The organism is Pelovirga sp. (assembly GCF_059864205.1).
This window is the reverse complement of sequence record NZ_JCBCBS010000212.1, coordinates 1-14435: the sequence shown is the minus strand read 5'-3', so window position 1 is coordinate 14435 and position 14435 is coordinate 1. Positions and strand designations below refer to the sequence as shown.

Here is a 14435-nt window from a genome sequence, read left to right as displayed (position 1 = left end):
CTTCCGGCCAGGTCGCTCTCACCCGCTGCGCTACCTCCAAAGGGAAACGCAGGCGATTATTGAGACTTCCACCAAAATTGTCGGTGCGCTGATTGGTCAGTGGAGAAAGAAATTCATGCAGCAGATAGCCATGGGCCATGTGGACCTCGACCACCCGAAAACCGGCCCGCAGGGCCCGCCCGGCAGCAGCAACAAATGCCTCGGCTATCTGTTCCAGCTGATTGCCGGTAAGTTCGGTTGGGGTCACCGCTGATGGGCTGAAGGGGATCGGACTCGGCGCCAGCGGCTGCCAGCCGCCAGCTGCCGCAGGGACCGGAATTCCACCACGCCACGGCGGCGACACCGATGCCTTGCGCCCGGCATGCCCGAGTTGAATGGCTGGAACAGCCCCACGCTCGCTGATAAAGCGGACGATGGGTGACAAAGCGGCAGCCTGCTCATCATTCCACAAGCCACAATCCGCTGGACTGATCCGCCCTTCGGGTAATACCGCTGTTGCTTCCGTCATCACCAGTGCCGCCCCACCGGCGGCGCGGCTACCCAGATGGACCAGATGCCAATCGTTGACGAGACCGTCAGTGCAGGAATACTGGCACATGGGCGACAAACAAATCCGATTCTTTAACGTCAGGGCACGTGATGACCAGGTTGAAAAAAGTGCGCTCATATCTTTTCCTCCACAATGCGGCGAGTGCCGGAGTTTCCTGATGTTTTTCTTGTCGGGTCCGGAAAACCAGGTCTTGAAAATCTCCTGAACCAGAGAAATAGCCTGCCTGCGGCAGGACAGGAGGGTGTTTCATCAATAATATAGCAGAGATGAAGAACTCCCCCGCTAAATACAACTAACACAACGACTGATTGTTTCTTATCTACCATGTGGCGCTGCAAAAGAGGAGAGGATGTTTATCAGGATGCAAGATCAATATTTTATCTGAACATCCTGGTGCGACCACGCAGGTCTGAAAAATATCGGCATGGCTGGTCGCCCCCCCCTGTCCCTCCCGCACCCCATTTGACATGCCGCTGCGAGAGGTTAAAGTTGAGGAGAATCGACAAACGCCTGAGCTGAGAAGCCATCAGCCGCCGCCGAACGGTAGAAGGGGTGAGGAACGGCCTTTTCAATCATTTTTCCGGTTTTTTCTCGCTCCGGGTAGCGGAACAAGAAAGGTGAATGCTCAATAAACATCTGTCCGGATCCGCGCCGTTCGATCATGACAGCAAAGGACCGATGCATGAACAGTGACGTGGTCGCCAGCAGTGCGGTAGGAATTATTGCGAACCCGGCTTCCGGGCAGGATATCAGACGGCTTATCAGTGCCGCCTCGGGTTGTTCCATTTCCGAAAAAACCAATATCGTCCGCAGACTCTGCCTGGGCATGCGGGTTCCGGGGGTTGAAAAAGTCTACCTGATTCCTGATCATTCAGGTATCGCCGGTAGTTTGTTGCGCAACCGGGACCAGGGGTCGGCAGCTCTCGGGGAAAACTGGCCGGAGATCGTGCTGCTTGATATGCCGGTCGAAGAAAAGGCCATCGACACCCTGCGCGCCGTGGATCTGATGATTAAAGCCGGGGTGCGTCTCATTGTTGTACTGGGCGGGGATGGCACCCACCGGCTGGTTGCCGGCGGCTGTGCAGATATTCCTATGGTGGCTCTATCGACGGGCACCAACAACACCTTTCCTTATTTCCAGGAAGCGACAGTCGCCGGGATCGCTGCCGGGCTGGTGGCAACCGGCGCCATAGCGGTCAGTGAGGCGACAAAACGCAACAAGGTGCTTCGGGTTGAGATCGACGAAGGTTGCCGGGACCTGGCACTGGTTGATCTGTGCCTGACGGATGACATGTGGATCGGCAGTCGTGCAGTGTGGCAGCCGGAGCGGGTGCGGGAGATTTTTGTACCTTTTGCCCGGACCGATGCGATTGGCTGGTCAGCCGTCGCCGGATACGTCAGGCATATACCACGGGAAAGCAGCGATGGGCTGCACCTGGTTCTCTGCCCACCCGGGCAGGGCATCCTGACGTTGCATGCCCCAATCGCGCCAGGACTTATTCTGCCCGTGGGAATTGCTGAGGTTCATACGCTGCAACCTTTTGATGTCATTTCCCTGAAAAAATTGACCGGTATGGTTTCCCTCGATGGAGAACGGGAGTTCACCCTGCGCCAGTGCTCCAGCGTAAAGATCTGGCTGGACCTCAATGGCCCTCTCACTGTTGATGTTCCACATGTGCTGAACCTGGCTGCAGAACGCGGATTTTTATATTGTCTGTCCTCCGAGAGCACAAAGGAGCGGTTGGGACAAAGACCCTCAGCAAATGAGAGGTCCTGAGGTGAATCTCTATTAGAACGTGAGTATCTGTTCAGCACGGGATCGGGGCTACCAGGCCCAGTGGGTGGTGAATAGTTACGAACGTTAAATGTCTCGCGTTGTCTTTGCCGCTGCGGTCTTTCCACCCAGGCCGCTAGAACAGCAGCCGCTGCCAAATTCAGCGGAACCAGAAACACTATTTAGCCAAACCGGCTAAATCTGTGCCGACAGTTGCTGTCTCCTTGATAGTTGGCGATTTGCGGCTATCTTTGAGAGAGGGAGTTATCGACGTTGACCAAGATTGCAAATTGGTCATGCAATGCCACTTCAATCCAGAGGGAAAGGAGATCCACATGAGCGGGCAAATGTCGAAGGAAGCTTTACTCAAGGCCTATCGCAAGATGCGCCAGATCCGTGAATTCGAGGAGCGTATTCATAGCGAGTTTGCCACCGGAGAAATCCCCGGGTTCGTCCATCTGTATGCCGGGGAAGAGGCCGTTGCCGTCGGTTTTTGCGAACACCTCAGTAACAAGGATCGCATCTCCAGCACCCATCGCGGACACGGACACTGCATTGCCAAGGGGGTCGACTTGATGGGGATGATGGCGGAAATCTACGGAAGAAAAACCGGAACCTGCGGAGGCAAGGGAGGGTCAATGCACATCGCTGACCTCGATGTCGGCATGCTCGGTGCCAACGGCATCGTCGGCGCCGGTCCGCCGCTGGCCTGTGGGGCAGGATTAGCCTCCAAGCTGCGCAAGGATGGCAGCGTCTCGGTAGTCTTTTTCGGCGATGGAGCCGCAAACCAGGGAACCAACTTTGAATCCATGAACCTCGCTGTCACCTGGGATTTGCCGGTGATTTTTGTGCTGGAGAACAATGGTTATGCTGAGTCAACCTCACCCAAATACACGGCTCGTGTCGGTACCGAGAATATTTCAGACCGTGCCCGGGGCTTCGGCATGCCGGCTATTACTGTTGACGGTAACGATTTTTTTGCTGTTTACGAAGCAGCGGGCGAAGCCATAGAGCGGGCCCGCAAAGGTGGTGGTCCGTCTTTTGTTGAGTGCAAGACATTGCGTTATTACGGTCACTTCGAGGGGGACGCTCAGACCTATCGACCCAAGGGAGAAATAAAGGACGCCCGCGCTAACAATGACCCTCTCAAGCGTTTTGCGGCCGCGGTTGTGGCTGCCGACCTGATTGACAGTGTCGAACTGGAAAAGATCGACAAGGAGGTTCGGGCCCAGGTAGACAGTGCTGTCACGGCGGCCAAAGCCGCCCCTGATCCTGATCCCGAATCCCTGTTCACCGATGTATATGTCTCATATTGATCTTTGTAACGTTTGACATAAAAAGAAAGGACAAAGTCATGGCGAGGAAAATCATGTTCAAGGAGGCTATTAACGAAGCGATTCGCCTGGAGATGGAAAGGGACGAGACGGTTATCCTGATGGGGCTGGACGTTGCCGGCTCGGCGGGTACGGGCCAGGAACGCGATTCCTGGGGTGGCGTGCTGGGAGTGACCAAGGGTCTTTATCATCAGTTCCCGGAGCGGGTTTTTGATGCGCCGATTTCCGAGTCCTCCTACATCGGCGCTGCCGTCGGGGCCTCGGCCTGCGGCATGCGGGCCATTGGCGAGCTGATGTTTGCCGATTTTCTCGGCGTCTGTTTCGACCAGCTCTATAACCAGGCTGCCAAGTTCCGCTACATGTTCGGTGGCAAGGCGGTTACGCCGGTGACCATCCGCACCATTATCGGTGCCGGTTTCTGTGCCGCCGCCCAGCATTCGCAGAGCCCCTATTCGATCTTCACCCATGTCCCCGGGCTGAAGTGCATTGTTCCCTCGAATGCTTACGATGCCAAAGGCCTGCTGGCCACGGCCATCCAGGACGATGACCCCTGCATCTTCTTCGAACACAAGGCCCTGTACACCACGAAGGGGGATGTGCCGGAAGAGCATTACCGGATCCCCCTGGGCAAGGCCAACATTCTCCAGGAAGGAAAAGACGTCACCATCGTCGCCCTGGGCCTGATGGTGAGTGTCGCGACCAAGGCCGCCAAACAGCTCGAAAAGGATGGCATCAGCTGCACCATCATCGATCCGCGCACCACCTCCCCGCTGGATCAAGATGCGATCTTCTCCAGTGTAAAAAAGACCGGGCGACTTGTTGTCGTCGACGAGGACAGCAGCCGCTGCGGCTTCGCCGCCGATATCGTCGCGATGACGGCCCAGGAGGTTTTCTCCTCACTAAAGGCAGCGCCGCAGATGGTCACACCGCCCTTTGTTCCGGTTCCCTTTGCCAGAAATCTCGAAACAGCATACCTCCCCAGTGCTGCCAAGGTTGAAGCGGCAGTGCGCCAGACAATGGAGTAAAAGACTATGGGTGACAGGAAGATTTTTCCCCTGACGATTCCGAAATGGGGATTGACCATGGAAGAAGGGTCGATCGACGCCTGGCTGATGGCCGAAGGGGATGAGGTTGAAGTCGACAGCGAGGTGGTGGAGATTTCCAGCGACAAGATCGTCCAGGCGATTGAAAGCCCGGTAGCCGGCGTTCTCCGGCGTATTATCGGCGAGGAAGGCGAGGATTATCCGATTCAGGCATTGATCGGAATTATCGCTGACGCGGATGTGACCGACGAGGAGATCGATGCCTTTATCGCCCGCTACGGAGGTGACGCAGCGCCGGTTACGGCTATAGAGGCGCCGGGTGAAGAGCAGGCTGGCGCGGATGACACCGGGCCCGATAGCAGGGACATGGAGGCGTCAGCCACCCTGCCGGTTTCTAAAATGCGCGCCGCCATCGCGAAAACCGTCGTTGCGTCATGGTCGATTCCGCAGTTTCCAGTCACCGCGGCCATTGACATGGGGGCCGCCAAACGTCTGCGGGCGCAACGCAAGGAGGCCGGCCAGGCCATTTCCCTCAATGACATCGTCACCAAGGCCTGCGCCAGGGCGATGGAAAAGTATCCGATGATCAACGCCGGCCTGGGTGACAAGGAATTCATTCTCCATCCTCAGGTCAATATCGCTATCGCTGTCGCAGCGGATGATGACCTGATGATGCCGGTCATCAGGGGATGTGAGGCCCTCAGCCTGGAGGAGGTGGCGGCCGCGTCGCGCCGGCTGATCGAGAAGATCAGGGATGGCTCCATCGCCATGGCCGATCTGACCGCCGGCAATTTTGCCATCTCCAACCTGGGGATGTTCGGCGTCGAGCAATTCGCCGCCCTGGTTCCCCCGGGCATGGCCGCGATCCTCGCCGTTGGCGGAATCCGTGATGAGGTCGTGGTCAAGGATGGTGAGATGGCGACGGCGGCCATGATGCGGGTGACCCTGATGGCGGATCACCGGATCGTCGACGGGCTCTGTGCAGCCAGGTTTCTTGCTGAACTGACGCGCCTGCTGGAAAACCCGGGACAACTGTAACCCCGGTACCCACGGATAAACTGCGACAAGCTGTTTCGCTACCATGCCGCCACTCGTACAGACAAACGCCCACGATGTCACGGTCGTGGGCGTTTATAATGCAGTGATGCGGCAGCGGACATTGGCGTGTTCCTTGTCAAATCAACTGCTGGCCGCTCCATATCCGCCCGGTAACGGCTTAAAGGGAGAGCGGTTATCAACCAGGTGTAACATCAACTTTCTGTCTGAGTTCCTTGGTGTTGCCGCGCAGCTTTTTCCGGTCGAGTCTCCGGGTGACAGCAGCAGAACCAGGTCTGGTCTTCTTGCGCGGCGGGCGGATGATCAGGGTTGACTGAATCAGTCGCTGCAACAGCGCCAGGGCCTGTTGCCGATTTTTCATCTGACTGCGCGATTGCTGTGCCTTAATAACGACAACACCGTCACTGGTGATCCTCTGATCGGCTCTGGCCAGCAGCTTCTGTTTCACCTCTTCGGGCAGGGAAGAGGTGTGGATATCAAAGCGCAGATGGATGGCACTGGCGACCTTGTTGACGTTCTGTCCACCGGCACCCTGCGAGCGCACGGCAACGAGATCAATCTCCGGCTCAGGGATGGATATATTCGCATTGATAAAAAGATCCGCCACGCTATGACTCCAGTCCCGACAACAGGTTTCCTGATTAGCACCAATCTTTCGCTCTACTCTGAAAAGTCGTCACTCTTTCAAAAGCGGGAGTCCAGGAATCTGAGCAACCCCCTTGGATACCCGCCTTCGCGGGTATGACGTGCATTGTCGTTAAACACAGCGGAAGATCAGTACTAATCAGATTTTATTATAGCCGGGACGTATCTGTTCAGCACCGGATCGGGGATCCTCGCTTTTCGTCATCCCTGACCGCTTGTTGTCGCCGTCCATGGCGACAAACACCCTTACCACAGGAACCCCGACCCTGCGCAAGGACATTGATAAATAGTTACAAAACTTTTATCTTCTTGCGAGCGACTACCTTGTCCGGGTTGACGGAGCTATCAGGCTTGAGGGGATCAGGCGCACTCCGGAAACAGCAAGGCCGATAGCGATTTCGATCCCGATGTCGATTTCGACTCAATCAAGATATCTTTATTTACGGCAACGGCAGGCCTTTTTTGAGGCCGCCCGTTGCTGCTTGTATGATGCCCTATATCCAAATCGGGATCGAAATCGTCCTTGCCGTTGCTTAACCCAGCAGCTCTTTCGCTACCGCAACAAAGTTCTCGGCAGTAAAACCAAAATGCTTCATCAGGGCAGCGGCCGGAGCACTGGCACCAAAGGTCGTCATCCCGATAACGCGCCCCTGCAGACCAACATAACGCTCCCAACCAAAAGTGCTACCGGCTTCCATCGCTACGCGGGCAACGCATATTGCCGGCAACACCTCTTCGCGGTACGCTGCGTCCTGAGCATCGAAGAGTTCAAAACTCGGCAGAGAGACAACCCGCGTGCCGATCCCTTCAGCCTGGAGAGTTTCCTGGGCTGCCAGAGCGTGCTGAACCTCGGAACCATTGGCGATCAGAATCAACTGCAGCTCACCTGTTTCCGGCGCCAGCACATATCCGCCGCGCTGCACCCCTGCTGCTGCGCCATAACGGCTGCGATCAAGGGTCGGCAGCCCCTGGCGTGACAGCACCAGCATGGTCGGGCCACGGCGATTGGTGATCGCCGCCTTCCAGGCTTCAACCGTCTCATTGGCGTCAGCCGGACGAATCAGGGTCAGGTTGGGCATCGCCCGTAATGAGGCCAGATGCTCTACCGGCTGATGGGTCGGGCCATCCTCACCCAGGCCGATGGAGTCATGGGTCATGACATAGATAGGATCAAGCCCCATCAGCGCCGCCAGGCGAATTGCCGGTCGCATATAGTCGGCAAAGACAAAAAAGGTGCCGGCGAAGGGGCGCAGACCAGGGGTATGGCACAGACCATTCAGAATGGCCCCCATCGCATGTTCACGAATACCATAGTGGATATTACGATCACTGCGACCGGGAATCCACGAACCGGCTTTCTTGATTTCGGTATTGTTGGATGGTGCCAGATCCGCTGAACCACCGATCAGAAACGGCAGTGTGGCAGCCAGGGCATTGATCACTGCACCGCTGGCCTGGCGGGTTGCTTTGGCGCCATCGCTGGCCGCAAAGCTCGGCAGCTCGGCATCCCAACCGTTTGGCAGTTCGCCCTGCGCGGCCTGTTGCCAGGCGCTGACCATCGGCTGATTTTTCTTGCTCTCGAACAGGCGCTGCCATTGTTGCTCCAGGGCTGCCCCACGCTCACGACAGGAACCCATGTGCTGCACCACCTCAGCCGGCACCACAAAGGTCGCTTGCGGATCACGCCCATAGGCCTGCTTGGTCAACGCCAGCTCATCAGCGCCCAGAGGTGCGCCATGGGCCTCGGCTGTGTCCTGTTTGTTAGGAGCGCCGATACCGATGTGGGTGCGGGCAATAATCAACGAGGGGCGGTTGTCCTGCTGGGCGCGGGTCATGGCAGCATCGATTTCGGCCAGGTTTTCACCATCAACCCGTTCTACGTGCCAGCCATAGGCCAGATAACGGGCGCCGACATCTTCGCTGAAGGCGAGATCGGTACTGCCTTCAATGGTAATTTTGTTATCGAGATAGATGTAGTTGAGTTGCCCCAGCTTCAAGTGACCTGCCAGGGAGGCTGCCTCGGCAGAAACCCCTTCCATCAGATCGCCATCGGAACAGAGCACCCAGGTGCGGTAGTTAAACAGCTCAGCATCAACCTGCTCACCAAGGAACTGACCGCCCATGGCCATGCCAACAGCAACCGACACTCCTTGACCAAGCGGGCCGGTAGTGGTTTCAACTCCCGGGGTATGAGCAAATTCGGGATGTCCGGCGGTTCTGCTGCCAAACTGGCGAAAGTTTTTGATGTCGTCCAGCGACAGATCATAGCCGGTCAGATGCAGCATACTGTAGATCAGGGCTGAGGCGTGACCGCAGGACAGGATAAAGCGATCGCGACCGGCCCAGTCGGGATTGACTGGGTTGTGGCGCAGGTACTTCATGTACAGCAGATAGGCAATGGGGGCAGCTTCCATAGGCGTTCCCGGATGGCCGGATTGGGCTTTTTCCACGGCATCTGCAGCCAGTAGACGGATGGTATCAATGGATTTACGAACGATTGGGTCGGCAAATTGAACATGGGACATGAGCGGCTCCTTTGGCGGTTTTTTAAGGCCCCGTATTCAACCAGTTTTAGCCACGACAAATCAAGTAAAAGTCTTCAAGAAAGAGATATTTAACCGCTCGCAGTAAAAGACACCATCAATCAGCCACCAGGACTCCAAGTCCACCAAGAGAATAAAAAATCTGGTGTTTATGATTATTGCTAAAGGCCTCAGACTGTTTTTCTTGGAGATCTTGATGCCTTGTGGCCTCAAGCTGTTTTAGCGGTTATGCGGGAAGTGAAAAACAAAAAAAATGGGCCAGGGTCGGAGGAGGTGGTCCGACACTGGCCCGGTACTGGAAAGGAGGTATGATGCGTTCTCCATCAACAGAATGACTGCCACACCACGCTGTTGATGGTTCCGATATTAACCAACGACGTGCCGCAACACCACGTGCCTTTTCGTATTTTGATGATCCAGAATCAGCAGGAAACAACTGTGGCAATGCACAGTTGGAGCGCAGAAATAATTTCTTCTGGTGATCCGCTGGCCTTCTGTAACGGCAAAAAATCTTTTTACCACCCGCTCGCCTCCCTCGCTGTAGCCACAGAGAACATCGATAGAACCTGGTTTTTCTTGATTTTCTCAGTGCCCTTAAGTAGCTCAGTGGAGCTGTTTTATGATCCCAAATTGTATCTGTTCAGCACCGGGTCGGGAATCCTATGTCAAGGGACGCTTTTCGTCATCCATGACCGCTTGTTGTCGCCGTCCATGGCGACAAACACCCTTGCCACAGGATCCCCGACCCTGTGCAAAGGACAGCAGCTGAATAGTTACCCCGAATTTATTATACCCGGTACTCACAATGTTCGATCAGCAGCTTTAACTGTTCTGCCCTGGTTGCCGGCCAGCGCTTCAGTAACCGCTCCGCCAGGGTCTGCTGGTCTGCAACCAGTTCCTCCAGTGGATCAAGAAAGTGACTCTCGTCAGCTCCGCTGTAGGCTGCGGCAAACTGCTGACGCAGACTGGTTTGTGCCAGCTTGAGCAATTCAGCGATGATTTCGCCAAGGGTACCAGCTGAATATCGGGTTGAGAAACCGTCACGCCAGGAGCGCCGGTAGAGACTGACAAATTCCTCACGCGGTAGCGACATCAGCAGCAATTCAGCTCCCTGCAGGGCCTCTTCACTATAGAGTAATCCCTTGTAAAAGGCGGCAACGGCAGGGGTGAAACGTGGTGGCAGACTGTCAGCACTGCGCACCTCAATCTGCGGGCGCAGACGTACTTCGGGAAACAGGGTCGACAGATGCAGGTTCCAGTCCCCAAGGGTGGCACGTTCAGCGTTCCAGCCACTGTCAAGAAACTGGCGGAAAGTAAAACGGCTGGCGGTCATATCAACATACTGTTTATTGCGTTCGATAAAGTAGAGGGGCACATCGAGGGCATAGTCGACAAAATCAGCAAGACCGGCGGGCGGGCTGAGCAGTTCTTCAATCAAGCCACAGCGATCATTATCGGTGCGCGACCAGATTTCGCCACGGGTGGATAAAAAACCACTCGGTTGTCCTTCGAGCAACGGCGAGTTGGCAAACAGCGCGTAGGCCACCGGACTCAAACGCTGGGACAGGCGCAACTTGCGGGAGCAATCGGCGGCATCGGAGAAATCAAGATTGACCTGGGTGCCGGCGGTCTGCTTCATCATCCGCTGCCCCATATCACCGGTTTTCAGCATATACTGCGACATGATCCGGTAGCGCCCCTTGGGCAACCAGGAAATCTGATCAAGGCGGGTAAAGGGGTGGGTTCCCAGCCCGAGAAACAGCAATCCCAACTCTTTGCCCACAGTCACAATGTGCTGGCGATAACGGTTTAAATCACGCGAGCTGCAGTGGATATCACAGCAGAATTTGCCCGAAAGCTCGAGCTGACCACCGGGTTCGAGGGTCACCGACGAACGCTTGCCTTGCAAGCCGATCAGGTTGTCCCCTTCATAGACCCCCTGCCAGCCACCAATGCCATCGAGGCGCGCCAGAAATTCGCGGATGCGCTCATAGGGTACCGCCTCACCGGTAGTCCGATCGACCACCAGCTTTTCGGTTTCCAGACCAATCCCCCACTCGTCGCGTGGGCGCGCACCACGCAGAATGAAGTCGACCAACTGCGCTGGACGCTCGATATAATCGCTGGTGCCAACCACTGCCTGATCCTTCTGTTGACTCATTCTGCCCAGCCTTTCAAAAACACGCCATCAAGATTCAAGATAGGTATTGATCGCTTCAGCAAGGGTCGTGAATATCTGGGTAAATTCCTTTTCGTCACGTTCCAGCAGGGTCACCCGAAACCCCCGCTCGTCGGTGCAGAAAGAAGAAATCGGCACCACACAGATCCCGGTAGCGCCAAGCAGATAATAGACGAAGCGCTTGTCGGTCTGGGTTCCCGCTGCTGCGACCAGTTGTTCGACCAGCGACCTGACTTCCGGGCTCTTGATCGGCAGGGTCTGGGTACTGGTCAACCGATTACTCTCAAACACCACACTCATATAAAAAGCGCCATTGGTGCGGTTGACCTTCAGACCAGACACCCCTTTAAGCATATCATAGGCGATATTGGAATAGTGCTCATAGCGATCCCGCCGCTCCGCCAGATAGACCGGGTACTCAGGATGGCTCAGGATCTTTGGTATCGCCTTCTGCGGCAGGGTGGTGGAACAAACTTCAACCATCTTTGAGTTGATAATGCTGTCAATATAGCGCTTGAAGGTTTCATCCTTGTCCGCATTATACACTTCAATCCAGCCACAACGCGAGCCGGGCCAGGGCACCTCCTTGCTGATTCCCTTCATGGCAATAGCCGGCAGATCGCCAATCAGATCGGAAATCGGCCGGGTATTCATGCCGTTATAACAGAGGTTATGATAAATCTCGTCACAGATCAAAAACAGGTCATACTCTTTACACAGGGCGATGATTTCCTTGAGAATTCGCTCGGGGTAAACGGCTCCGGTGGGGTTGTCAGGATTAATAATCAATACGCCGGAAACCGATTGATTGTATTTGATCGATTGACGCAGATCGTCCATGTTGGGGTACCAGTGATTATCGGGATCCAGACGATAGGTCACCGGCTTGAGTCCGGCATGGGCACCTTCTGCCGAGGAGTGGGTGGAATAGGTTGGTGACGGCCCGATCACCCGGGCTTCGCGCTTGAGTAGCCCGTAGACCTTCTGAATAGCATCGCCAAGGCCGTTGAAAAAGATGATATCCTCAACACAGATCTGGGCATAGCCGCGCTTGTTGGTCATATCGGCCAGGAACTGGCGGGTTTCCAGCAACCCCTTGGTGGCACAATAACCGTAGGAACAGTCCTGCATGACCAGATCCGCAACAATCTCCTTCATCCATAGGGGAATCTTCTCCCCTTTGGCGATGGGGTCACCGATATTTTCCATGTTGGTCTTAATGCCGAGTTTCTGCATTTTTTCGGCAATAGTGACAATCGCGCGAATTTCGTAGCTCAGCTCACCGGCGCCGATATGCACTATGTTATTACGCATTTTTTTCTCCCTGAAATCACAAGAAAAAAAGCCACGGACGATCTGTCCATGGCCTCGGGTTGATTCTTGTCATACCTGCGCGGCGACACCCGTTCACGGGTGATGGACAGACTGTCGGCGGATCATTGCCGCCGCCAACGCTCGTGCCGCCGCTGCAGATGGATGGTTCATGGGGTGTCCCTCGTTGGAAAAAGCTGGAGCCTGATTATCACAGCACCATAGTGAAGTCAAGCACTGATTCCTCCTGAAAAAAAGTCAGGCCCCCGGTAATCAACTACCAGGGGCCTGCTTGTTCATGATCTAACGTCAACCAGGACTATTTTTCTTGATTGCCGCCGTAGCTCATTTCCGCCATCTGCTGGTAAAGGCGATAGCGATTGGCAGTGATCTTGTTGGCATCTTCTATGAGCCCCTGAGCCGCTTCCGGGGCAACTTTCTTGAGTACCCGGTAACGGTTCTGTTTGAGAGCATAGTCCTCGAAAGAGATAGTCGGCTCTTTGCTGTCCAACTGAAGTGGATTTGTGCCCTGATCGGCCAGACGCGGATCAAAACGGAAGAGCGGCCAGTGACCGGAGGCCACCGCTTCCTTGCAGCCTTCGATCGCACTGTCCATGGCAATACCATGGGCAATACAGTGGCTGTAAGCAATGATCAGTGAAGGACCATCATAGGAATCGGCCTCAAGGAACGCCTTGACCACCTGAGCCGGATTGGAAAGAGCGACCTTGGCGACATAGATATTGCCATAAGACATGGCTATCATCCCCAAGTCCTTTTTCGGCTGGCGCTTGCCCCCGGCGGCAAACTGAGCCACGGCACCCAGCGGTGTCGATTTGGATGCCTGACCACCGGTGTTGGAATAAACTTCTGTATCCAAGACCAGAACATTGACATTTTCACCGGAGGCGAGAACGTGATCAAGACCGCCGTAACCGATATCATAGGCCCAACCGTCGCCACCGTGAATCCAGACCGACTTGACCACCAGATAATCAATATTCACCAGCAGCGGCTTGGCGGTTTCGTGGGTACATTTCTCCAGGATCGCCCGCAATTTGGCAACCCGATCGCGCTGCAGTTCAATCTCTTCCTGGGTATCCTGGGCACTGTCAAGAATCTTGCGCTTGAGATCAGCCGTTCCCTTACAAGCAGCACAGCCACAGGAGATGTTACTCTCTAGCAGTTCGCGAGCATATTCCGTATTTTTATCAACCGCCAGTCGCATGCCGTAGCCGAACTCGGCGTTATCTTCAAACAACGAGTTGCTCCATGCTGGTCCAAGGCCATCCTTGCGGGTGGTCCAGGGGGTGGTCGGCAGGTTGCCACCATAGATCGAGGAACATCCTGTGGCATTGGCCACCAACATTCGATCACCAAACAACTGGGAGCAAAGCTTGACAAAGGGGGTCTCGCCGCAACCGGCACAAGCACCGGAGAATTCAAACATCGGCGGCAGCAGTTGACTCCCTTTGAGTGTGCTGCGATTTACCAGAGCAGGATCGGTCTCCGGCAACGCCAGGAAAAATTTGAAGTTGGCAGCTTCCGATACCCGCAGTGGAGCCTGGAAGGTCATGTTGATCGCCTTGTGCTTTTCATCTTCCTTACTCTTGACCGGGCAGTTGTAAACACAGGCGCCACAGCCGGTACAATCCTCCGGAGCAACCTGGAGAGTATAACGCTTGCCTTCCATGTCCTTGCCTTTGGGAGTGACCGACTTGAACGTTGCGGGCGCAGCGGCAAGAGCACTTTCGTCGTAAATCTTCATACGAATAGCCGCATGGGGACAAATAAAAGAGCAGATGCCACACTGAATACAGAGGCTCTCATCCCAGACCGGAATATTGACGGCAATATTCCGCTTCTCAATAGCGGCGGTACCGGTCGGGAAAGTCCCGTCATCCGGCATGGCTGACAGGGGCAGTTCGTGGCCGACGCCGTCAATAATTGGCCCGAGGGTCGTTTTAACTATGTCAGAGTAGCCGCCCCATTGACCAATG

General features: G+C 55.4%; 11 protein-coding genes. 4 read left to right on the top strand and 7 right to left on the bottom strand.

Annotated elements, in window-relative coordinates; translation table 11 throughout:
* Both AC6F7T_RS13225 and AC6F7T_RS13220 read right to left on the bottom strand, forming a co-directional pair.
* A partial coding sequence (locus AC6F7T_RS13225) for an oxidoreductase (RefSeq protein WP_500719577.1) occupies window positions 1–667 on the bottom strand: 667 nt, incomplete at its 3' end.
* Between the two features lie 366 nt (window positions 668–1033).
* The gene (locus tag AC6F7T_RS13220) at window positions 1034–1186 is read right to left on the bottom strand and encodes a hypothetical protein (RefSeq protein ID WP_500719575.1); all 153 of its coding nucleotides are present in this window, start codon (window positions 1184–1186) and stop codon (window positions 1034–1036) included.
* Window positions 1187–1232: 46 nt separating this feature from the next.
* Between AC6F7T_RS13220 and AC6F7T_RS13215 the strand changes: the two genes are divergently transcribed.
* The 4 genes from AC6F7T_RS13215 (at window position 1233) to AC6F7T_RS13200 (ending at window position 5739) form a co-directional block, all read left to right on the top strand.
* The gene (locus tag AC6F7T_RS13215; RefSeq protein ID WP_500719573.1) at window positions 1233–2327 is read left to right on the top strand and encodes an NAD(+)/NADH kinase; all 1095 of its coding nucleotides are present in this window, start codon (window positions 1233–1235) and stop codon (window positions 2325–2327) included.
* Window positions 2328–2659: 332 nt separating this feature from the next.
* Window positions 2660–3640: a thiamine pyrophosphate-dependent enzyme gene (locus AC6F7T_RS13210; protein WP_500719571.1), complete on the top strand. Its 981-nt coding sequence runs from the start codon at window positions 2660–2662 to the stop codon at window positions 3638–3640.
* 38 nt (window positions 3641–3678) lie between these two features.
* Window positions 3679–4683 carry a transketolase C-terminal domain-containing protein gene (locus AC6F7T_RS13205; RefSeq protein WP_500719569.1) on the top strand — a complete coding sequence of 335 codons (1005 nt, stop codon included), beginning with the start codon at window positions 3679–3681 and terminating at the stop codon, window positions 4681–4683.
* Between the two features lie 6 nt (window positions 4684–4689).
* On the top strand, window positions 4690–5739 hold the full coding sequence (locus AC6F7T_RS13200; protein WP_500719568.1) for a 2-oxo acid dehydrogenase subunit E2: 1050 nt from the start codon (window positions 4690–4692) through the stop codon (window positions 5737–5739).
* A 196-nt stretch (window positions 5740–5935) separates the two neighbouring features.
* On the opposite strand, the gene arfB is transcribed toward AC6F7T_RS13200, so the two are convergent.
* The 5 genes from arfB to AC6F7T_RS13175 all read right to left on the bottom strand — a co-directional run.
* A complete protein-coding gene (gene arfB, locus AC6F7T_RS13195; RefSeq protein ID WP_500719566.1) occupies window positions 5936–6364 on the bottom strand; it encodes an alternative ribosome rescue aminoacyl-tRNA hydrolase ArfB in 429 nt (142 codons plus the stop codon).
* Between the two features lie 571 nt (window positions 6365–6935).
* Window positions 6936–8927: a transketolase gene (gene tkt / locus AC6F7T_RS13190; protein ID WP_500719564.1), complete on the bottom strand. Its 1992-nt coding sequence runs from the start codon at window positions 8925–8927 to the stop codon at window positions 6936–6938.
* An 805-nt stretch (window positions 8928–9732) separates the two neighbouring features.
* The gene (locus AC6F7T_RS13185; RefSeq protein ID WP_500719562.1) at window positions 9733–11106 is read right to left on the bottom strand and encodes a glutamate-cysteine ligase family protein; all 1374 of its coding nucleotides are present in this window, start codon (window positions 11104–11106) and stop codon (window positions 9733–9735) included.
* A 27-nt stretch (window positions 11107–11133) separates the two neighbouring features.
* Window positions 11134–12438: a pyridoxal phosphate-dependent aminotransferase gene (locus AC6F7T_RS13180; RefSeq protein ID WP_500719561.1), complete on the bottom strand. Its 1305-nt coding sequence runs from the start codon at window positions 12436–12438 to the stop codon at window positions 11134–11136.
* A 316-nt stretch (window positions 12439–12754) separates the two neighbouring features.
* The coding region (locus AC6F7T_RS13175; protein ID WP_500719559.1) for a 4Fe-4S dicluster domain-containing protein at window positions 12755–14435 on the bottom strand (1681 nt) is incomplete at its 5' end.